We start from the raw sequence: 19,801 nt of genomic DNA, 5'->3' as shown, positions 1-19,801 counted from the left end.
GATTTTATCCAAACTCATCAAGCCTTGTTCGAGACTTTAACACGGTTATATCGGGATGCCGCCAAGCACTCTTTAAAAGCAGGCTAACATTTGGAACCGCCAGCGGCGCCATAAACAGCACCGCCGACGAATGGGACAAGAATCAGATTTCGTGATAAATCGCAGCGCCTTCTTCCAGGAACTGCTTGGATTTTTCTTCCATGCCGATTTTCAAGGCTTCCGCTTCTTCCAGGCCTTTTTGCTCGGCGTAATTACGTACATCCTGAGTGATTTTCATCGAGCAGAAATGCGGACCGCACATCGAGCAAAAATGCGCGACTTTGGCCGAATCTTTCGGCAAGGTTTCATCGTGGAAGGAACGGGCTTTCTCGGGATCCAGCGCGATGTTGAATTGATCTTCCCAACGAAATTCAAAACGGGCCTTGGACATGGCGTTGTCGCGAATCTGCGCGCCGGGATGACCTTTGGCTAGATCAGCAGCATGCGCGGCGATCTTGTAAGTCACAATGCCTTCGCGCACATCTTGCTTGTTCGGCAGACCCAAATGTTCTTTTTGGGTGACGTAGCACAGCATGGCGCAACCGTACCAGCCGATGTTGGCGGCACCAATCGCAGAGGTAATATGGTCGTAACCGGGGGCGATATCGGTGGTCAAAGGCCCCAAGGTGTAGAACGGCGCTTCGAAGCAATCTTCCAATTGCTTATCCATGTTGACCTTGATCATTTGCAAAGGCACATGGCCGGGGCCTTCGATCATGGTTTGCACGTCATGTTTCCAGGCCACTTGAGTCAACTCACCCAAGGTTTCCAATTCACCGAATTGCGCGGCGTCGTTGGCATCGTAAATCGAACCCGGACGTAAACCGTCGCCCAGCGAGAACGACACATCGTAGGCCTTCATGATTTCGCAGATTTCCTCAAAGTTGGTGTAGAGGAAACTTTCGGTATGGTGCGCCAAACACCATTTGGCCATGATGGAGCCGCCACGCGAGACGATTCCGGTCAGGCGTTTGGCGGTTAATGGCACGTGATGCAGGCGCACACCGGCATGGATGGTGAAATAGTCGACGCCCTGTTCCGCTTGCTCGATCAAGGTGTCGCGGAAGATTTCCCAGGTTAGTTCTTCGGCCTTGCCGTCCACTTTTTCCAATGCTTGATAAATTGGTACGGTGCCGATAGGCACAGGCGAGTTGCGCAGGATCCATTCGCGGGTTTCATGGATGTTTTTGCCGGTGGACAAGTCCATGATGGTGTCGGCGCCCCAGCGGATGCCCCACAGCATTTTTTCCACTTCTTCTTCGATGGAAGACGTCACTGCCGAGTTACCCAGATTGCCGTTGATCTTGACCAGGAAATTGCGGCCGATAATCATCGGTTCCAATTCGGGATGATTAATATTGGCAGGGATAATGGCGCGGCCACGGGCAACTTCGGAGCGAACAAATTCCGGGGTAATGAAGGATTGAATGTTGGCGCCATAGGAAAAACCGGGGTGCTGACCTTGATAACGGTCGCGCATCGCTTCCAGGTTTTGGTTCTCACGGATGGCGATATATTCCATTTCCGGCGTGATGATACCTTTACGGGCGTAGTGCATTTGCGAGACATTATGACCAGACTTGGCACGGCGCGGATTGCGTGTCAATTCGAAACGCAGGTGCGCGGTTTTCGGGTCGTGCAAGCGCTCGTGTCCGTATTTGGAAGTCGGGCCGCTCAATAATTCTGTGTCGCCGCGCTCGGCTATCCAGTTGCCGCGTATCGAACCCAGCCCTTTATGCAAGTTCACATCCACATTCGGATCGGTGTACACGCCGGAAGTATCGTAAACAAAAATCGGCGGATTTTTTTCCGCGCCAAAGTGGGCTGGGGTGTCCGACATGCTGATTTTACGCATCGGCACTTGAATATCCGCGCGACTGCCCTGGATATAAATTTTCTCGGAAGCGGGGTAGGAATCGATTCTTACGCTACTACCGGTATCAGTAGTAATCTCATTGCGGACAGCGCTCATGCTTATCTCCAAAATCCAAATAAATCGCAAGCGCAGGGAAGATAGGGCTTTCCTACGCCGGTGTTAACCGGTTCAGGTTCGAAGGGTTTTTCTCAGCTTTCCGGGCTTGCATACAGCGGAAAGCACCCCTAGCCTTTCAGGTGACTTGCTAAGTTAAATGATAATCGAGCCAATTGCAAGCGCGACGCCAAGCGCAACAGCCACAAAAAGCTTATAAAACAATGGGTTTTATAAGCTTTCCACTCACTACCGGCCCTGTTGCTATCATGCTAATGCGCCGCCGCCGAAACAGCCGACATGTGTATGCTAAACACTGGGACCAATTGCTACGATGAATTGCAAATTAGCGGCATAACAGTCCAACCCTAACATCTACCGCAGCAAACGTAGGACTATCTGAAACAGCCAGGAGAAAAGATGACATCCCTAAAAAAACAAAGCAAACGCCTGCTGAGCGATATACAGAAATCAGCGAATCAGTTGGCGCTATTGACTAGCGATTTAACCTTGCTTGAGGACACACATGAATGGGCAAGAAGCCTAGAAAAAAACATCGAGACATTAAACCAACAACTAGCCGGTTTAAAAAAGGCGGAATTCAACGCCACCTTGGCAGACTCCGAAATACTGGAGATATTGGATGAACTAATTGATAGCGATCCGATCAGCGCACTGGAGCAACGCCTGTTTGCAGCCCAAGCTGACCAAGAATCAGGCGTAGTCGGTGAGTTTTTTCAACAGTTACTGGATAAAATCGAAAAGTTGTACACGCCGCTATTATCGGCCATCCAGCAGCTAACAGCGATGCAGGACAAATTGTGAGTCACTTAGTGACTGCGTTGCACCGAAAAGCGCGCCAACTCTTCGAGGGCCTGTTTATATTCGGAATCCGGCAAGCACTGCAATGCCGCAATCGCCTTTGCCGCCGCTCTATCCGCGCATTGCTCGGTATATTCTATGGCATTAGTGGCTTTAACCACTTCGTAAACCTCGTTAAACGCATCGCGTGAACCTTGCCGAATCGCATCGACCACAATCTTCGCCTGCTGTTCGTTTCCATGCTGGATGGCATAGATCAGCGGCAAGGTGGGTTTACCCTCGGCCAAATCGTCGCCTAAGTTTTTACCCAGTTCTTCACTGTTAGCTTTGTAATCCAATGCATCGTCTATCAACTGAAACGCCACTCCCAATTGCTGCCCATAAACCGCCAATGCCTCTTCCGTGCCTGCATCGGTCTCTGAAATAACTGCCGCCAAGCGGGTCGCCGTACTGAACAAAATAGCGGTTTTGCGGGCAATAACTTCTAAATATCGGGCCTCACTGGTCTCCGGATTGTTGCAATTCAATAACTGCAACACTTCGCCCTCTGCAATCGCGGTCGTGGTTTTAGACATAATTGCCATCACCCGCATATTGTCGGTGCGCACCATCATTTCAAAAGCGCTGGAATACAAATAATCCCCCACCAATACACTTGCGGCATTGCCCCACACTGCATTAGCCGACTCCTTGCCGCGCCGCAGAGCCGATTCGTCGACCACATCGTCGTGCAACAAAGTTGCGGTATGAATGAATTCGATCACTGCCGCCAAGATCAGATGGCGATCATCGACCTTACCGAGGGCTTTTGCAGCCAATAACAGCAGCATCGGTCGCAACCGTTTCCCACCGTTACCAATTATGTAATGCCCAATTTGATTAATCAGCACAACATCGGAGCTCAGTTCCTCTAAAATCAACCGGTCCACGGCTTTGGTTTCCGCGCTGGTTAAATTTTTGATCGAATCGAAGTCTATAGTGACTGACGCTGGCGTTGAAACTTTAGCTATCATGTAATGTTGTGAACTTGTCGCTCGGTAGCGTATAACGTGAATAACCGGTCATGCTATGAATAATACCGAGTAGTGTCAATAGCACTTCCCGCAAACACCTGTTGGACCGCCAGTTTCTCCTGGAATTTAAGTTTGACTGCGGCTCAAATAAAAAATATAATCCTCTGTTCACTATTAACAGATTATGCTTGATGGAGCTTACGCTGATGTATGCGGTAATTCAAACAGGTGGTAAACAGTATCGGGTCGCAGAGGGTACTACCTTAAAAATAGAAAAACTTGAGTTGGGCGCAGGCGACAGCGTAGAGTTCGACAAAGTGCTGATGGTCCAATCAGGCGACTCCATAAAAGTAGGTCAGCCATTTGTCGAAGGCGGCAAAGTGACTGCAACTGTGGTTTCCCAGGGCAGACACAAAAAAGTCAGAATCATTAAATTCAGAAGACGTAAGCACCACATGAAACAAATGGGGCATCGTCAATACTACACAGAAATCCAGATTACTGGCATTTCTGCATAATATAACGAGGATAGAAAATGGCTCATAAGAAGGCAGGCGGTAGTACTCGTAACGGCCGCGACTCGCAAGCTCAACGCCTGGGCGTTAAACGCTTCGGTGGACAAGTGGTTAAAGCGGGCAACATTCTGGTTCGTCAACGCGGCACCCAGTTTCACCCTGGCACCAACGTTGGTATCGGCAAAGACCACACATTGTTCGCAACAGTCGATGGCAAAGTGGTTTTTGAAGAGAAAGGTCCTAAAAACCGCAAATACGTCAGCATCGCAGCAGCGTAAATTTCTTGGCTGTGCTGATTGGCACAACTGAAAAGAAAAGCCTCGTTTTCAGCGGGGCTTTTTTGTTTATACCGGTAGATTATGAGATTTGTTGACGAAGCGGAAATCCGCGTAGAAGCAGGCGACGGCGGCAATGGCAAGGCCTCATTTCGCCGCGAGAAATATATTCCCTTGGGCGGCCCGGACGGCGGCGATGGCGGTGACGGCGGCAGCGTTTATCTGGTAGCTACCGAAAACGTCAATACGCTGGTGGATTTTCGCTATCACTCTGTGCATCGCGCCCAACGCGGACAGAATGGCGGCAGCCGCGACTGCACCGGCAAAAAAGGCGACGACTGCTTCGTCCCGGTCCCACCCGGCACCATCGTTTACGAAGCCGATACCGGCGAAAAAATCGGCGATCTGACCAAGCCCGGCCAGCAACTATTGGTCGCCAAAGGCGGCTTCCATGGACTCGGCAACACCCGCTTCAAAAGCAGCGTCAATCGCGCGCCGCAACAAACCAGCAAAGGCTCTGCCGGCGAGCACCGGATGCTGCGGCTGGAATTAATGGTCATCGCCGATGTTGGCTTGCTAGGCATGCCCAATGCCGGCAAATCCAGCCTGATTCGCACCGTTTCGTCCGCACGCCCGAAAGTAGCAGACTACCCGTTCACTACCTTACACCCCAATCTGGGCGTGGTTCGAGTTGACGATTTGCGCAGCTTCGTCATCGCAGACATCCCCGGCGTCATCGAGGGCGCTGCGGAAGGCGCGGGACTTGGCTTACAATTTTTAAAGCATTTGTCCAGAACCGGCTTGTTGTTGCATATCGTAGACATCGCCCCCTACGAAAGCGACGAGACACCAGTGAGCGCGGCACGCAAAATCATCCACGAAGTGGAAAAATGGAGCGACGACCTGTCCAGCAAACCACGCTGGCTGGTATTAAATAAGATCGACAATGTGCCTGACGATGAAGTCGAACAGCATTGCCAAGCCATCGTCGACGAACTCGATTGGACTGGCCCGGTATTTCTGATTTCCGCATTAAAAAATCAAGGCACCCAGGCACTGATGTACGCCATCATGGACTTCCTCGACCAGCAAAAAGCCGAGCGGGATCTGCAAGCACAGGAGCCGCGCCATGAGCCGTTCTGAGTTTTCCCAAGCCCAGCGCGTTGTCGTCAAAATCGGCAGCTCTTTGCTGACCGACGGCGGACGCGGCCTCAACAAACAGGCTATTGCCGGCTGGGTCGCGCAAATGGCCGCGCTCAAACGCCAAGGCGTCGATGTCGTACTGGTATCTTCCGGCTCCGTGGCGGAAGGCATGTCCCGCCTGAAGTTAAAAACCCGCCCTAAAACCTTGCATGAATTGCAAGCCGCAGCTTCAGTCGGGCAAATGGGCCTGGTCAGACGCTTTGAAGATGAATTTCAACTTCACGACTTGCTGGCCGCGCAAGTTCTGTTGACCCATGACGATCTGTCCGACCGCCAGCGCTATCTTAACGCGCGCAGCACGCTATTAACCTTGCTTGACCTTGGCGCAGTACCCGTCATCAACGAGAACGATGCGGTCGCCACCGAAGAAATCCGCTTCGGCGACAACGATACCTTGGGCGCCTTGGTTGCCAACCTGGTAGAAGCCGATTTGTTGATCATTCTTACCGACCAAACCGGCTTATTCGACGCCAACCCCAGCCTAAATCCTAATGCCAAACTGATTTCCAGCATTAGCGTCAACGAGACCTTGCTTGATGAAGTCGCAGGCGGCAGCATCAGCGGCCTGGGACGCGGCGGCATGTATACCAAGGTGCGTGCCGCGCGCTTGGCAGCCCGTTCCGGTGCCGCCACCGTAATTGTGTCAGGCAAGATCGACAACGTCATCCACGCGGTATTCAACGGTAATGACTTAGGTACTTATCTAATACCGAATATTGCACCGCTGGTAGCACGCAAACAATGGCTGGCCGGACAATTACAACTAAAAGGCAGTGTCGTATTGGACGATGGCGCGGTAAAAATCCTGAAAGGCGCCGGTAAAAGCTTGTTGGCAGTCGGCGTAAAGAGTGTGCAAGGCTCCTTTAAGCGCGGCGACTTGGTGTCCTGCCTGGACTTGCAGGGCAACGAAATCGCCCGTGGTTTAATCAATTACGGTTCGGAAGACGCCGTTAAAATTGCCGGCAAACCCAGCAACGAGTTCGAAACCTTGCTGGGCTATGCCGACGAAGACGAACTTATTCACCGCGATAATCTAGTGTTAGTCTAAGGCCCGACGACTGGGCTGCTTGCCAAGTCGTCTGCCATCAATCTCAGGTATTCTGGATAACAATATTTGGAAACCGGCCGCTATAATCCCTCGCACGCATCGCCAACTTGGCCGCCATTTTCCGGGCAATCGCTTTGTAGATTTGCGCCGGCCGACCGTCCGGATCGGCCACCACTGTAGGCCTGCCGCTATCGGCATACTCGCGGATGTGAATATCCAGCGGTAAAGAGCCCAACAAATCCAGCTTATTCTTGATTGCCATCGCTACGCCGCCGCCCTGGCCGAAAATCGCTTCTTCATGCCCGCAGTTACTGCAAATATGCACACTCATATTTTCTACTAGTCCTAATATCGGCACGTTGACCTTTTCAAACATTCCTAAGCCGCGTTGCGCGTCGATCAGTGCAATATCTTGCGGCGTGGTGACGATTACCGCGCCACTAACCGGAATCTGTTGCGCCAGCGTCAGCTGAATATCGCCGGTGCCGGGCGGCAGGTCGATGATCAGGTAATCCACATCATGCCATTGGGTTTGATTCAGTAATTGCTGTAAAGCACCGGTAACCATGGGACCGCGCCAGATCATAGGCTGATCCGGGTCGATCAAATAACCGATCGAAATGGTCTGCACGCCAAACGAGATTTTCGGCAACATGCTTTTGCCGTCCGGACTGTCGGGCTTGCCGGACAATCCCAGCATGGTCGGAATACTGGGGCCGTATATATCCGCATCCAGAATACCGACATTGGCACCTTCCGCTGCCAGCGCCAGAGCCAGATTCACGGAAGTGGTGGACTTGCCGACTCCACCCTTCCCAGAGGCCACTGCAATAATATTTTTCACGTTCGGCAGGGGTTTTAATGCCTTTTGCACCGAATGCGAAACGATATTGAAACTGACCGACACATCCAGTTTGCCGACGTCCGGCAAAGTTTGCAGACGCTGTGTTACCGCCGCCTTCAATTCTTCAAGATAGCTTTTAGCCGGATAACCCAACTCGATAACGACGCTGACATCATTGCCATCCACACTAATTTTCTTAACGGATTTTGCCGAAACCAAGTCAGTTTCTACATTCGGATCGATAAAGTGTTTGAGTAAATTTTCGACAGCCGTTTTGTCAATGCTCGCCATGCGGAACTCCGAAGTAAAGGGAAATAATAACCAAGTAAAATAGTGCGAATATGATAACACCTTAACAGGAAGCCATTAAATCCGCGCCATTGTTAAAAAATAGTTTTCTCTTGCAGAATAATGATTTATCGTAACGACTTAACAATTAGCCTTAATAGTTAATTCTTAATTAAGACTTAATGCCGCCTTAATCTGATTTTAATTTGGATCGCTTAACTTCAAACGTCCAGCTCCGTCACTATCCGCGCCTATCATAAACATGTCAGCAGTCATTCAAAACCGTACTGTTTCACCGATACCGCTAGTATTCGTGTTAGCCGTAGTCAGCGCCTTGCTTAGCGGCTGTCAAAGCATACCGTTATTTTCCGACAACCAGCCGGAACACATAGTCTGGAACTCCAAACCGGACAATATAGCCAGTCATGAATTTAACCTGAGCAGTGACCAAGGCATGGTCGGTACACTTGCCAGTATCAGCAGCCGCGAAAACGATACGCTGTCCGACATCGGCCGCCATTACGGCTTGGGCTACAACGACATTACCATCGCCAATGCCCATCTCGATCCTTGGACCTTGCCCGCCGAGCAAACCGTGTTGCTGCCATTGCGTTTCGTACTCCCCGACGCCCCGCGCAAAGGTATCGTGCTGAATCTGGCCAATATGCGCATGTTCTATTACCCCAAAAATCAAGCCAATACCGTACTGACTTATCCGGTCGGCATCGGCCGCCAAGGCTGGAACACGCCGTTAGGACAAACCCAAATTGTCGCAAAAAAGGCCAATCCGGACTGGACAGTGCCGGAATCGATTCACCGCGAACATCAGGCATTGGGCGACCCTCTGCCGAAAGTGATACGCTCCGGCCCCGACAACCCCTTGGGCAGCTATGCCATGCCTTTGGGGTTCAGCGGCTATCTGATCCACGGCACCAACAAGCCTTACGGAATCGGCTTACAAGTCAGTCATGGCTGCGTACAGCTATACCCCGAAGACATAGAAGTCCTATTCAACAAAGTAGAAGTCGGCACCCCGGTTCGTATCGTCCACCAGCCGTACATGGCAACCTGGCAAGATGACATGCTTTATCTGGAAGCCCACCGCCCATTAGACAAATGGGAAAAACAACAAAAACAGCTGCAAAAAGATATTCGAAAAAAATTGCAACAGCTAGCAAGCGAAAAGCAAGCAACGGTTGATTGGAGCAAAGTCGAGCGCATCTTGCAACGTGCCGACGGCGTCCCCACCCCGGTATTGCCGAACAGTGCCGACTTACCGGAGCTGGTTGCCGATGCGGTGCAACTGGCACATCCCGGACAATTCTACGGTCAACCGGTCATCAACGAATTGAGCGATAACGACTGGTCGATTTTGGCTGCCAGCTTCGAAAATGAAACCGACGCACAAAAACTCGCCGCCATGCTCAATCACCAAGGACCGCCGATTCCTGCCCGTAAAATCGCCAAGGACGGTGGTTTCCAAGTGGTCGCCGGACCGTTTAAGAACAAGAAAGAAGCCAAAACCGTTGCCCAACGCATCAAGCAGAATTTCGATATGGACGTTAAAGCCATCGATCCGAAACAGACTTCAAAAAACTGAGCGCAACCAAGACTTATTGTTGTTGCAACACGGACTGCCGCAACAGGGCCGACGCCTGCTCAGCCGGCACGGGTTTGCTGAAAAAATACCCTTGTCCGTAATTGCACTGCTGTCCGCCCAAAAAATCCAACTGACTCTGATCTTCGACGCCTTCCGCTACCAGCTCCAGTTTCAGCTGGCCCGCCATAGCCGAAATAGCCGACACAATCGCTCTATCGTTGGCATCGGTGCAAATATCCTTCACGAACGATTTATCGATTTTTAAGGTATCGAGCGGAAAACGCTTCAAATAACTTAGCGAAGAATAACCAGTACCGAAATCATCCACCGAAATCCGCACTCCCAGCTGCTTTATCTGATTCAGCGTGTCCAGCGTCGTATCCAGCTTATGCATCAAGATGCTTTCCGTAATCTCCAACTCCAGCAACTCCGGCGAAAGTTCGGTTTCTTTAAGCACATCCAACACCACATCCAGAAGCTGACGCTGATCTTGGAAGCGGTGAAACTGCCGCCCGGACAAATTGACCGCAATTCGAATCGGCATACCGGCCAACTGCCAGGCCCGCGCCTGTTTGCATGCAGTTCGCAATACCCAAGCCCCAATTGGCACGATCAACCCGGTTTCTTCAGCCAAGCCGATAAATTGATCCGGCATGACGATACCCATGGCGTGATTGTGCCAACGTATTAACGCCTCCATACCGATGATGCAACCGTTATCGATTTTCACCTGCGGCTGATAATGCAATACCAATTCCTCCAACTCCAAGGCCTGACGCAAATGATGCTCCAGCTTCAGATAATGCTGAGCGGCGCTGTTCATTTCCGGAGTAAAAAACTGATAATTATTTTTACCCAGTTTTTTGGCGTGATACAAAGCAGAGTCGGCCTGCGCCAGCAATTCGTCAAACGAAAGCGAATTATCCGGATAAATACTGATACCGATACTAGCCCGGGAATAGATTTGATGTTGCTGAACCTGCAAAGGCTCGTTCAAGGCATGTAATATTTTGATGGCTACTTTGGCAGCATCCAGGCTATCTGCAATATTGGGCAACATGATAATAAACTCATCGCCGCCCATCCTGGAGGGTGTGTCGCCTTCCCTCAAGCAACCGGAAATTCGCTTGGCAACAGCTCTGAGCAATTCGTCACCCACAGCATGCCCGAAGGTATCGTTGATCGCCTTGAAATTATCCAGATCGAGAAATAGAAACGCGATAATGTCGTGCTTGCGCTGCGCTTGCGCAATGAACTGCAAGGCTCTGTCGGTTAGCAAAGTCCGGTTCGGTAACTCGGTGAGCGCATCGAAATGAGCTATGTAATCCAGGCGCTGGCGGGCGCGTTTGACTTCCTCGATTTCCCGAGCATTATCGATTACCAGCGACAATGAATGCGCAAAACTCAACGCTAACTCTTCATCGTTCTTGGTAAACAATTCGCCGCTGTATTTATCACTAAGATAGATACGCCCGTACACCCGGCCTTGATGGGAAATAGGCACCGCCAATAAGGACGTCATATGCGGATGATGCTGCGGAAAACCGGCGCTGCGCGGGTCCTTGCCCATATCCGCGAGCCTCAACGAGAGGTTTTCCTCAATGACCACCCCCAACAAGCCCCTTCCCTCCGGCAAGTGACCAATTTGCTGAGCCTGTTCGTCGCCGATACCGGCATAAATAAACTCCGTCAACGCGCCGACATTATCAACTATCCCAATAGCACCATAACGGGCATCCAACAGATTGCAAAGTGCATCAATACCGGCCTGCAATAACTCGGTTTCGATTGAGGTATGCGCCAGCACCCCCAGCAAGCTGCGCGCAGCGTCATTCAATGCGGCCAGACGCCCGACCCACACCACCGTTTGCTCGTGGTTGGTTTCCGCCGCAACTTTAAGGCGCATAGTCTCTTTCAGCAGTAGCCGCTCACGGTTCAGCAGACCTTCCAGAATACTTTGCCGGGTAACCACACCGACGAACTGACCTTTGTTGAGCACAGCCAAGGCTCCCAGCTGATTTTCATCCATCAGGCATAGGGCTTTGCGGACGCCAAGCTTAGGAGCGACACTAAGCATAGGCCGATGCTCGACCAAATCTGCAAAAATCCAATTTGGATGTTTTGATATATCGTGATCGGTGGCCAAACCGCAAAACTCTTCCACCGGTGCTTCCCGAAAAACGGCAAAAACGATATTGCGCTCAACGCTGCAAGGCCGCTCCTCTTCCATAACTCGACGAACGTGCGGCCATAAACAATCGCCAACCGCCAGTTGTTTCATAACTTGGTATTTAGCTGAACGGAAATATCCATTTCCGCATGCAATATTTCATCGGCACTCATCAAGGGCTTTATCTGAGTCAACACGAAATCGATTAACGCAGCCTTGCTGATGCGTTTCAGCAAGCTTTGTCTCACTAAAAGATCGCTGATCACATCGTCATCAAACTCAATATGCTCAAACGGCGCTTTTACCAATAGTTCGATTGCCCGGCGCATGGCAATACAACCAATCGGCGACTCCTTGCCTAAGACCAACATATCTTTTAGCGGTGGAATAGCGTATTCGCCCAAGTTGGCAGAAATATGAATTTGATTTTGGCTGGCTTTGTACATGGTCGAATGATCGAATTGTCTGACAAATTTAAAGGTTAATTTAGCAGATTTTCAGTTTTGAGAATTATTTCAGTAACAACCGACGCTAGCTCAGAGACTTCGCTTACCGCTCGGCCACATGCTATGGGAATGAAGGAAGGAAGGGCTTATAAAGTTACCGCTAAAATCATGCGCTTTAGCGATTATTCATCCGCAGCGACTAAAGAAAGCACTCGGAAAGAGGGGATTTGCATTGCGTTTGCCAGCTTGCTTAGTTAGACGGCGGCCGTCAACTAAGCAAACCGGTAAACGCTATCCGGACAATCAATGGAGGGAGAGATTATCCGGTCACAAAACAGGCGGACGTGCCAGCCAAAAACAATCATCTCGTAAAGTCTTAGCAGGCAAGTTGTCGAACTGGATGGGTTTAACAGGTAAAAGCCAGACCACACCAAGTATCAGTTGCCACCTTTGAAAGTGATTTCCAGCGCGTGCAAGGAATTGGCGCAATTGGCGCTGCCTTGAATAGCTGGGTCATCGTGACAGGCTTGGTTTTGGGCGCGAGCTTCCTTAATGTTAGCTACATACCAGGCGACAGTTTTTACATCCTCGCCAGCTGCTTCATTAGCATTAGTAACATTCAACGCTGTGGTCAAACCCAGCGCGGCAACGGCAGCGGCGACTATCATCATGTGTGCTTTTTTCATAAAAAACTCCTTGGCTTCTCGATTATCGGGGGACGATTAAAGCCCATGCTAATCCGCATGAGCTGGCGATAATCTAGCAAAGAATCCTAACGTTTAAAATGTGGCCGATTGCCGCGCGACAATATGTCTCTACAGTGCGGCATATCACACAATTATGAACAAAAACCCATAAATGCAGCTGACAAAAAGCGTTAATTACAACTATCGGCAAAAGGCAGTTGGTCAGTCCAGACACGTTCGTTGAGAAAAATAGAAGACGGCGCAATAAGCCAAAGCCATTGCGCCAAGGATTTATTTAATTTTGACCAGTTCCTTACCATTGCTGGAGAAACTGCATATACCGGCCGCGAAGTAAGTGCATTCGTCCGATTGTTCCAGCTTGGCACCGTTAGGCGTCAATTTGATCTTCACCGAGCAAGAGCGTGCTTCGCCCTCAATGTGTTTTTTCAATACCAATTCGTTTTCGCCGACGCTTTTGGCTTCATCGGACACCGTTGCGGAACAGGCGTGCTTGCCGGCTTCGTCGGGATTGGGTTCGAAGTCCACATCCACCGTGGCATTTATCTCTTTACCCAAGGTCGTAATCTTCAAGTGCTGAACATGATTGCCGTCGCGCAACAGATAATGATCGGTAGCAGCCGCGGCAGTACCGGAAGCCAGCATCGCGATGGCCAGAAACAACGTTTTTCTCATGATGTTACCTCTTCTTATAAGTTTAAGTGGTTCAAAAATCGCTAAGGCCGATCCGACTCTAGTATGCCATGCCGGACGGTATAGCGCTTAAGCTGGAGGCTTCATTGGGATTGTACCTTACTGATCCCTATTACCAAACACCCCTCGCCCCCACAGCTGCGCAATACGCAAGCAATCGGCAAGCCGCCGCCCAAACCATGAAACCCCAGGCGATTTATGCCATAATCCGCCCTCATTTTCCCAGGCTGTTTTAACCCCATGTCTAACCGAAAAATCCTTGTTACCAGCGCCTTACCGTATGCCAATGGCCCTATCCATTTGGGCCACCTCGTCGAATACATCCAAACCGACATCTGGGTGCGGTTCCAGAAACAACGCGGGCACAATTGCTATTACGTTTGCGCTGACGACACCCACGGTACGCCTATCATGCTCAGGGCAGACAAGGAAGGCATTACCCCGGAACAATTGATTGCCGATGTGGAAAAACAGCATCGTGCCGATTTCCAGGAATTCGGCGTCGCGTTCGATCAGTATCACAGCACCCATTCGCCGGAAAACAAGGAATACTCCGCGCTGATCTACAAACGCCTGCGCGACGGCGGCCATATCAGCCAACGCAGCATCACCCAGGCTTACGATCCGGTCAAAAACATGTTCCTGCCGGACCGCTTCATCAAAGGCGAATGCCCGAAATGCGGTGCGGCCGACCAATACGGCGACAGCTGCGAAGCCTGCGGCGCCACTTATTCACCCACCGAACTGAAAAACGCCGTCTCCGCCATATCCGGCGAGCGCCCCATCGAAAAAGACTCCGAGCATTATTTCTTCGATCTGGGCCATTTCGCCGAGATGTTGCGTGACTGGACCACCGCCGGCCACTTGCAACCGGAAGTGAGCAACAAGATGGCGGAATGGCTGGAAAACGGCTTGCAACAATGGGATATTTCCCGCGATGCCCCATATTTTGGCTTCGAAATCCCCGACGCCCCAGGCAAGTACTTTTACGTCTGGCTGGATGCGCCCATCGGTTACATGGCCAGCTTCAAGCACTTCTGCGACCGCCAAGGCCTGGATTTCGACAGCTTCTGGCAAAAAGACAGCACCGCCGAGTTGTACCACTTCATCGGCAAGGACATCATCTATTTTCATGCGCTGTTCTGGCCGGCCATGCTGCATGGCGCGAATTTCCGCACGCCCAGCGCGATCTTCGCTCACGGCTTTTTGACGGTGAACGGCGAGAAAATGTCCAAATCGCGCGGCACTTTTATCAAGGCCCGTACTTACCTGGACCATCTGAATCCGGAATATCTACGCTATTACTTCGCCGCCAAACTCAGCGCCGGTGTCGACGACATCGATTTAAACTTCGACGACTTCAGCCAACGCGTCAACTCCGACTTGGTCGGCAAAGTAGTCAACATCGCCAGTCGCTGTTCCGGCTTCATCGCCAAGCGCTTCGATGGGGTACTTTCGGCTGAATGCTCCGAACCGGGTTTATTCCAACAGTTTGTCGACGCCAACAGCACCATCGCCGATCTATACGAAAGCCGTGAGTTCGGCAAGGCAATGCGCGAAATCATGGCCCTGGCCGACAAGGCCAATCAGTACATCGACGAGAAAAAACCCTGGCTTATTGCTAAGGAAGAAGGCAAGGACGCCGAGTTGCACGCGGTATGCAGCATGGGCGTGAATCTGTTTCGGATGCTGGTAGCCTATCTGCGCCCGGTAATTCCGACGTTGGCAAACAATGCCGAAAGTTTCCTGAACATCCCGGCGCAAACCTGGCCGAGCAATGCTCAACCGCTGCTAGGCCACAAAATTAACAGTTTCATACCGTTGATGACCCGAGTCGAGCCGGACAAAATCGCCGCGATTGTGGAAGCTTCCAAGGAAAATCTGGAAAAGACGCCACCGGTTACAGCCAAACCGGTCAAACAAGCTGCCGCTGTAGAAACGAATCCCGAGCAAGTAGCAAAAGCCATATCCGAACCCATCGCCGAAGCGATAGAGATCGAAGACTTTGCCAAAATAGATTTGCGCATCGCCCGCATCGTGAAAGCCGAATCGGTCGAAGGCGCGGAAAAACTGCTGCAACTGACCGTCGATCTGGGCGGCGAAACCCGCAACATCTTCGCCGGCATTAAATCGGCTTACGCACCGGAAGACCTGGAAGGCAAGCTGACCGTGGTTGTTGCCAATCTAAAGCCGCGCAAAATGCGCTTCGGCACCTCGGAAGGCATGGTTTTGGCGGCAGGCCCCGGCGGCAAAGACATCTGGGTACTGTCGCCGGACCAAGGTGCGCAGCCGGGTATGCGGGTTAAATAACCCTAGCTTTGGATATCGACTAATTGGCAATGAGCGAGCGAAGCGCGGCATCTCTAGCCGACCAAATCGACGCGCTACTACCGCAAACCCAATGCCGCAAATGCGGTTATCAGGGTTGCCGGCCTTATGCGGAAGCCATCAGTAACGGCGAAGCCGACATAGACCAGTGCCCGCCGGGCGGCGACCAAGGCATCCAATTACTGGCGGAATTATTAAACGTACCTGCCAAGCCTTTGAACCCGGCATTCGGTGTCCAGCGCCCGCTACAAATAGCCGTAATAGATGAGGCGGTCTGCATAGGTTGCACCAAATGTCTTCCGCCTTGCCCCACCGACGCCATCCTCGGTGCGTCCAAGCACATGCATACCGTAATCGCCGCCTTGTGTACCGGCTGCGAATTATGCATCGCCCCCTGCCCGGTCAACTGCATAAGCATGATCCCTGCAAACACCGAATGGACCACCGCTAATGCGGACCAATCCAGACAGCGTCATCAAGCCAAAAACCGGCACCAAGCCAAAGCGGAAGCGGAAAAATCCGAACGGCTGAATCGGCAAAAACACCTGCTGGCAAAACTCAATAAAGGAAAATCCGCCGTTTAAAGCCGGATTGGCAATGACTTTAACGGCATTTAATCTTATAATGGCGCGCTTACCCGATTCGGCCCGGTGGCCGTTACATATCCCGAAAGGAAATTCCCTTAGGTTTTCAGGATTAGGGTAAAAAGCCTACACCGCTTGACCGCAAATCACATTGCGCCCGTAGCTCAGCTGGATAGAGCGCAGCCCTCCGGAGGCTGAGGCCAGAGGTTCGAATCCTCTCGGGCGCGCCATTTGACATGTTTCCTACCGTATCTTGACTCTGCGTATCATGGTGCCTAGAAAGCTCCAGTACCAAATACTCTTTTGCCATTCCCGGCAAACCCGCTTCCGTGACACTGATTCAGTGGGCGTTTATTAACATGGCCCAAAAATACCGTTCGCATTAATGACCTTGAGGGTACGGAGTCTATCGAAGGGCCAACAACCTCAGGCTTAGACGAGCTCAGCCCGAACGGGGCACCTGGGATAAATAGGGCCGGGTGAATAATATTAGCCCGCCCCTTAATTTCTCTGGAGTCGTCATCCCCGCGAACGCGGAAATCCGATATAGCCGCTGGGCTCCGGCCTTAGCGGGCGCGGCGATATTTAAAGACTAATAAGTAGGCGAATCGGGATTGAAGTCACTCAACACGTTTTCAAGCTCCTCCAACAGGGTCTTTAACGCTTCGGCTTCTTGAAGCAAATGGCTATTTTCTTGGCGGACAGCTCGCACCTGCACTGCATCAGCCTTAATGCTTTGTTTATCCGTTACCGGTTTAGCCGGCATATCGGTTAATAAAGCTTCAAGCCCCCGGCCCAGACCGCGTTTGGGTGGAATATTGATCATATCAAGTTAATGACAACAGCAAATCCGCGGCATTTGCGGCCGCTTAAGGCCGTCATACCCGGCACATCGACCCTGTTAACTTCGGCGAAGCCTTGCTGCAACATCATATAAATTCCTCTTCTAATCCCGGGGAACCGAGCCAATACGAACCGAATCAACGAATACCGGAGATCATCCACTTCGCCTGCCGACAAGCCATTTTAGCAATTTCCCTGCCGGTAAACCGATCAGAAATACCCGTTGCGGCAGAATAACCCCCGTACACCATGTATCGACACTTGCAACAGAGCCACAGAAAGGCAACAACAAGTAATTCATCCCCGCGGGTGCGGGGAACGCAAAGTCGCCGGCTATTTGCTACTGTCCACCAGCGGTTCATCCCCGCGGGTGCGGGGAACGCCGCAGTTTTGAGGTTGCGTATATGGTCGTCGCCGGTTCATCCCCGCGGGTGCGGGGAACGCTTTGCTCGGCTATCTCTGGGGCAAGAACGTTGCGGTTCATCCCCGCGGGTGCGGGGAACGCTGAATTTTTATAAGGCTACCTGGAATCTCGGTCGGTTCATCCCCGCGGGTGCGGGGAACGCGAGGGTAATGGTAAAACGATGATTCTGACAGTGCGGTTCATCCCCGCGGGTGCGGGGAACGCATGACCAGACCAAACGCGAACTATGGGCCGGCCGGTTCATCCCCGCGGGTGCGGGGAACGCCGTTGCAACGTCATTGACAGCACAGTAATTTACGGTTCATCCCCGCGGGTGCGGGGAACGCATCATCGCCACCGGTTTCATCATCGCCGGCACCGGTTCAACCCCGCGGGTGCGGGGAACGCGCTATCCGATACCGGCGTGCCGTGGTTACTGGCGGTTCATCCCCGCGGGTGCGGGGAACGCGGCTTGCCACTCTTCGAGCATTTTTAGTTTTTCGGTTCATCCCCGCGGGTGCGGGGAACGCGTTCTTGTTCCTGTTCCTGTTCCTGTTCCTGTTCCTGTTCCTGTTCCTGGCGGTTCATCCCCGCGGGTGCGGGGAACGCATCAACATACTCCGGGGTTTGGATGTTCGATACGGTTCATCCCCGCGGGTGCGGGGAACGCCTCGCGCCGTCTATTTTGCTGTCGTTGTCTTGCGGTTCATCCCCGCGGGTGCGGGGAACGCAGGTGTCAGCGGCACAAATCAAAACCTGCCGCCGGTTCATCCCCGCGGGTGCGGGGAACGCGCCTTAGATTCTTTCGTTAGTGGTGCTAATCCCGGTTCATCCCCGCGGGTGCGGGGAACGCAAACCGTGACACAAAGAAAACGTGGACGCAAAGGGTTCATCCCCGCGGGTGCGGGGAACGCTTCCACATCCACATCTTTGGTGGTGTTGATTTGCGGTTCATCCCCGCGGGTGCGGGGAACGCAGCATCATACATAAGTTGGTGAGCTTTACCACCGGTTCATCCCCGCGGGTGCGGGGAACGCTTAGAACACGTGCTTGATTGTCATCATCCACACGGTTCATCCCCGCGGGTGCGGGGAACGCGCATTCGACGAACTCGACATGTTTAACGCTGACGGTTCATCCCCGCGGGTGCGGGGAACGCGTTCCTTAGCATAGATACTTGGCAGCACCTCACGGTTCATCCCCGCGGGTGCGGGGAACGCTAGCTATTCAAAGATATGTGGTATGGCAACGACGGTTCATCCCCGCGGGTGCGGGGAACGCGCGGGGTTCCCATGGATAACGGTTTGTTCCTCCCGGTTCATCCCCGCGGGTGCGGGGAACGCACATTCAAAAGGCACGCTAGAGGATGGCACTGCGGTTCATCCCCGCGGGTGCGGGGAACGCAATTTCTACAGCAAAACCACGATGGGCGATTACGGTTCATCCCCGCGGGTGCGGGGAACGCGGTACTGACGCGGCTACTGTCGGCGCCGCTGCCGGTTCATCCCCGCGGGTGCGGGGAACGCTTGGCGACGATAAACAGTTCGAAACCGCACAGCGGTTCATCCCCGCGGGTGCGGGGAACGCCCGTGGCCGAATTACACACAGGACAACGCCTACGGTTCATCCCCGCGGGTGCGGGGAACGCAACATCCGCTCCGCATCCAGATCGCAAGCCCACGGTTCATCCCCGCGGGTGCGGGGAACGCTCCGCCAAATGTCCCGCTGTTTCCACGATTGCCGGTTCATCCCCGCGGGTGCGGGGAACGCTGTATTGGTTATTTGTTCTTGGTTATTTATTACGGCTCATCCCCGCGGGTGCGGGGAACGCTCCAACAAATTAGCCTTAAACATCCTCTCCCCCGGTTCATCCCCGCGGGTGCGGGGAACGCATTTCCTGCATCATCGACGGCGTAAATAATGCCGGTTCATCCCCGCGGGTGCGGGGAACGCGCCGTCTTCGAAGGTGCCTGAATCCGTCGCGGCGGTTCATCCCCGCGGGGGCGGGGAACGC

The 19,801-nt window shown here is 52.5% G+C and carries 16 protein-coding genes, 1 tRNA gene, 1 CRISPR repeat array and 1 riboswitch; of the genes, 9 read left to right on the top strand and 8 right to left on the bottom strand.

Annotated elements, in window-relative coordinates; genetic code table 11:
- Positions 1-142 precede the first annotated feature (142 nt).
- Positions 143-2,011 (bottom strand): phosphomethylpyrimidine synthase ThiC, encoded by a 1,869-nt coding sequence (gene thiC / locus A1332_RS22930; RefSeq protein WP_064010718.1) that lies wholly within the window; start codon positions 2,009-2,011, stop codon positions 143-145.
- A 32-nt stretch (positions 2,012-2,043) separates the two neighbouring features.
- A riboswitch (TPP riboswitch) is annotated at positions 2,044-2,151 on the bottom strand.
- Between the two features lie 277 nt (positions 2,152-2,428).
- Between thiC and A1332_RS22925 the strand changes: the two genes are divergently transcribed.
- On the top strand, positions 2,429-2,833 hold the full coding sequence (locus tag A1332_RS22925; protein ID WP_064010717.1) for a hypothetical protein: 405 nt from the start codon (positions 2,429-2,431) through the stop codon (positions 2,831-2,833).
- A gap of 5 nt (positions 2,834-2,838) precedes the next feature.
- Here the strand turns inward: A1332_RS22925 and A1332_RS22920 are convergent, their stop codons facing one another.
- Positions 2,839-3,843, bottom strand: a complete 1,005-nt coding sequence (locus A1332_RS22920; protein WP_064010716.1) for a polyprenyl synthetase family protein — start codon at positions 3,841-3,843, stop codon at positions 2,839-2,841.
- 206 nt (positions 3,844-4,049) lie between these two features.
- On the opposite strand from A1332_RS22920, the gene rplU reads away from it, so the two are divergent.
- The 4 genes from rplU to proB all read left to right on the top strand — a co-directional run bounded on the left by rplU (position 4,050) and on the right by proB (position 6,884).
- Positions 4,050-4,361 (top strand): 50S ribosomal protein L21, encoded by a 312-nt coding sequence (gene rplU, locus A1332_RS22915; RefSeq protein WP_020484555.1) that lies wholly within the window; start codon positions 4,050-4,052, stop codon positions 4,359-4,361.
- Between the two features lie 17 nt (positions 4,362-4,378).
- Entirely contained in the window at positions 4,379-4,636 is a 258-nt protein-coding gene (gene rpmA, locus A1332_RS22910; protein WP_020484554.1) for a 50S ribosomal protein L27, read from the top strand.
- Positions 4,637-4,717: 81 nt separating this feature from the next.
- Positions 4,718-5,776, top strand: coding sequence for an Obg family GTPase CgtA (cgtA, locus tag A1332_RS22905; RefSeq protein WP_064010715.1), 1,059 nt, complete (start codon positions 4,718-4,720; stop codon positions 5,774-5,776).
- The gene (gene proB / locus A1332_RS22900) at positions 5,763-6,884 is read left to right on the top strand and encodes a glutamate 5-kinase (RefSeq protein ID WP_064010714.1); all 1,122 of its coding nucleotides are present in this window, start codon (positions 5,763-5,765) and stop codon (positions 6,882-6,884) included. Before cgtA ends, proB begins: the two co-directional genes overlap by 14 nt.
- A 43-nt stretch (positions 6,885-6,927) precedes the next feature.
- Here proB and apbC read toward each other — a convergent pair whose 3' ends face one another.
- Positions 6,928-8,019 (bottom strand): iron-sulfur cluster carrier protein ApbC, encoded by a 1,092-nt coding sequence (gene apbC / locus A1332_RS22895; RefSeq protein ID WP_064010713.1) that lies wholly within the window; start codon positions 8,017-8,019, stop codon positions 6,928-6,930.
- Positions 8,020-8,278: 259 nt separating this feature from the next.
- On the opposite strand from apbC, the gene A1332_RS22890 reads away from it, so the two are divergent.
- Positions 8,279-9,616: a L,D-transpeptidase family protein gene (locus A1332_RS22890; RefSeq protein WP_064010712.1), complete on the top strand. Its 1,338-nt coding sequence runs from the start codon at positions 8,279-8,281 to the stop codon at positions 9,614-9,616.
- Positions 9,617-9,629: 13 nt separating this feature from the next.
- On the opposite strand, the gene A1332_RS22885 is transcribed toward A1332_RS22890, so the two are convergent.
- From A1332_RS22885 to A1332_RS22870, 4 genes are all read right to left on the bottom strand, one after another.
- Positions 9,630-11,897 (bottom strand): EAL domain-containing protein, encoded by a 2,268-nt coding sequence (locus tag A1332_RS22885; protein ID WP_064010711.1) that lies wholly within the window; start codon positions 11,895-11,897, stop codon positions 9,630-9,632.
- On the bottom strand, positions 11,894-12,232 hold the full coding sequence (locus A1332_RS22880; protein WP_033155833.1) for a hypothetical protein: 339 nt from the start codon (positions 12,230-12,232) through the stop codon (positions 11,894-11,896). The genes A1332_RS22885 and A1332_RS22880 overlap by 4 nt, the downstream gene beginning before the upstream one ends.
- 437 nt (positions 12,233-12,669) lie before the next feature.
- Positions 12,670-12,918: a hypothetical protein gene (locus A1332_RS22875; protein WP_020484530.1), complete on the bottom strand. Its 249-nt coding sequence runs from the start codon at positions 12,916-12,918 to the stop codon at positions 12,670-12,672.
- 291 nt (positions 12,919-13,209) lie between these two features.
- Positions 13,210-13,611, bottom strand: coding sequence for a hypothetical protein (locus tag A1332_RS22870; protein WP_064010710.1), 402 nt, complete (start codon positions 13,609-13,611; stop codon positions 13,210-13,212).
- Positions 13,612-13,869: 258 nt separating this feature from the next.
- Here A1332_RS22870 and metG point away from each other — a divergent pair, with 258 nt between their 5' ends.
- From metG to A1332_RS22850, 3 genes are all read left to right on the top strand, one after another.
- Positions 13,870-15,939 (top strand): methionine--tRNA ligase, encoded by a 2,070-nt coding sequence (gene metG, locus A1332_RS22860; RefSeq protein ID WP_064010708.1) that lies wholly within the window; start codon positions 13,870-13,872, stop codon positions 15,937-15,939.
- Between the two features lie 29 nt (positions 15,940-15,968).
- Complete coding sequence (locus A1332_RS22855; protein WP_064010707.1) at positions 15,969-16,541, top strand: RnfABCDGE type electron transport complex subunit B; 573 nt, start codon at positions 15,969-15,971, stop codon at positions 16,539-16,541.
- 153 nt (positions 16,542-16,694) lie between these two features.
- Positions 16,695-16,771 (top strand) — tRNA-Arg (locus A1332_RS22850).
- A gap of 362 nt (positions 16,772-17,133) precedes the next feature.
- On the opposite strand, the gene A1332_RS22845 is transcribed toward A1332_RS22850, so the two are convergent.
- Positions 17,134-17,367: a hypothetical protein gene (locus tag A1332_RS22845; RefSeq protein ID WP_064010706.1), complete on the bottom strand. Its 234-nt coding sequence runs from the start codon at positions 17,365-17,367 to the stop codon at positions 17,134-17,136.
- Positions 17,368-17,677: 310 nt separating this feature from the next.
- Positions 17,678-19,801: direct repeats of the CRISPR family, unit length 29 nt; unit sequence CGGTTCATCCCCGCGGGTGCGGGGAACGC.

It is taken from the genome of Methylomonas methanica (genome assembly GCF_001644035.1).
Taxonomy (GTDB): domain Bacteria; phylum Pseudomonadota; class Gammaproteobacteria; order Methylococcales; family Methylomonadaceae; genus Methylomonas; species Methylomonas methanica_A.
The sequence above is the reverse complement of the archived record's forward strand: the minus strand, read 5'-3'. Positions and strand labels throughout refer to the sequence as shown.

Excerpts from the sequence above, each read along its gene's own strand:
- A1332_RS22870 (WP_064010710.1), bottom strand. The coding sequence starts at position 13,611 with ATGAGAAAAACGTTGTTTCTGGCCATCGCGATGCTGGCTTCCGGTACT.
- apbC (WP_064010713.1), bottom strand. The coding sequence starts at position 8,019 with ATGGCGAGCATTGACAAAACGGCTGTCGAAAATTTACTCAAACACTTT.
- A1332_RS22880 (WP_033155833.1), bottom strand. The coding sequence starts at position 12,232 with ATGTACAAAGCCAGCCAAAATCAAATTCATATTTCTGCCAACTTGGGC.
- metG (WP_064010708.1), top strand. The coding sequence starts at position 13,870 with ATGTCTAACCGAAAAATCCTTGTTACCAGCGCCTTACCGTATGCCAAT.
- A1332_RS22925 (WP_064010717.1), top strand. The coding sequence starts at position 2,429 with ATGACATCCCTAAAAAAACAAAGCAAACGCCTGCTGAGCGATATACAG.
- A1332_RS22920 (WP_064010716.1), bottom strand. The coding sequence starts at position 3,843 with ATGATAGCTAAAGTTTCAACGCCAGCGTCAGTCACTATAGACTTCGAT.
- thiC (WP_064010718.1), bottom strand. The coding sequence starts at position 2,011 with ATGAGCGCTGTCCGCAATGAGATTACTACTGATACCGGTAGTAGCGTA.
- A1332_RS22890 (WP_064010712.1), top strand. The coding sequence starts at position 8,279 with ATGTCAGCAGTCATTCAAAACCGTACTGTTTCACCGATACCGCTAGTA.
- A1332_RS22875 (WP_020484530.1), bottom strand. The coding sequence starts at position 12,918 with ATGAAAAAAGCACACATGATGATAGTCGCCGCTGCCGTTGCCGCGCTG.
- A1332_RS22845 (WP_064010706.1), bottom strand. The coding sequence starts at position 17,367 with ATGATCAATATTCCACCCAAACGCGGTCTGGGCCGGGGGCTTGAAGCT.
- proB (WP_064010714.1), top strand. The coding sequence starts at position 5,763 with ATGAGCCGTTCTGAGTTTTCCCAAGCCCAGCGCGTTGTCGTCAAAATC.
- rplU (WP_020484555.1), top strand. The coding sequence starts at position 4,050 with ATGTATGCGGTAATTCAAACAGGTGGTAAACAGTATCGGGTCGCAGAG.
- cgtA (WP_064010715.1), top strand. The coding sequence starts at position 4,718 with ATGAGATTTGTTGACGAAGCGGAAATCCGCGTAGAAGCAGGCGACGGC.
- A1332_RS22855 (WP_064010707.1), top strand. The coding sequence starts at position 15,969 with ATGAGCGAGCGAAGCGCGGCATCTCTAGCCGACCAAATCGACGCGCTA.
- rpmA (WP_020484554.1), top strand. The coding sequence starts at position 4,379 with ATGGCTCATAAGAAGGCAGGCGGTAGTACTCGTAACGGCCGCGACTCG.
- A1332_RS22885 (WP_064010711.1), bottom strand. The coding sequence starts at position 11,897 with ATGAAACAACTGGCGGTTGGCGATTGTTTATGGCCGCACGTTCGTCGA.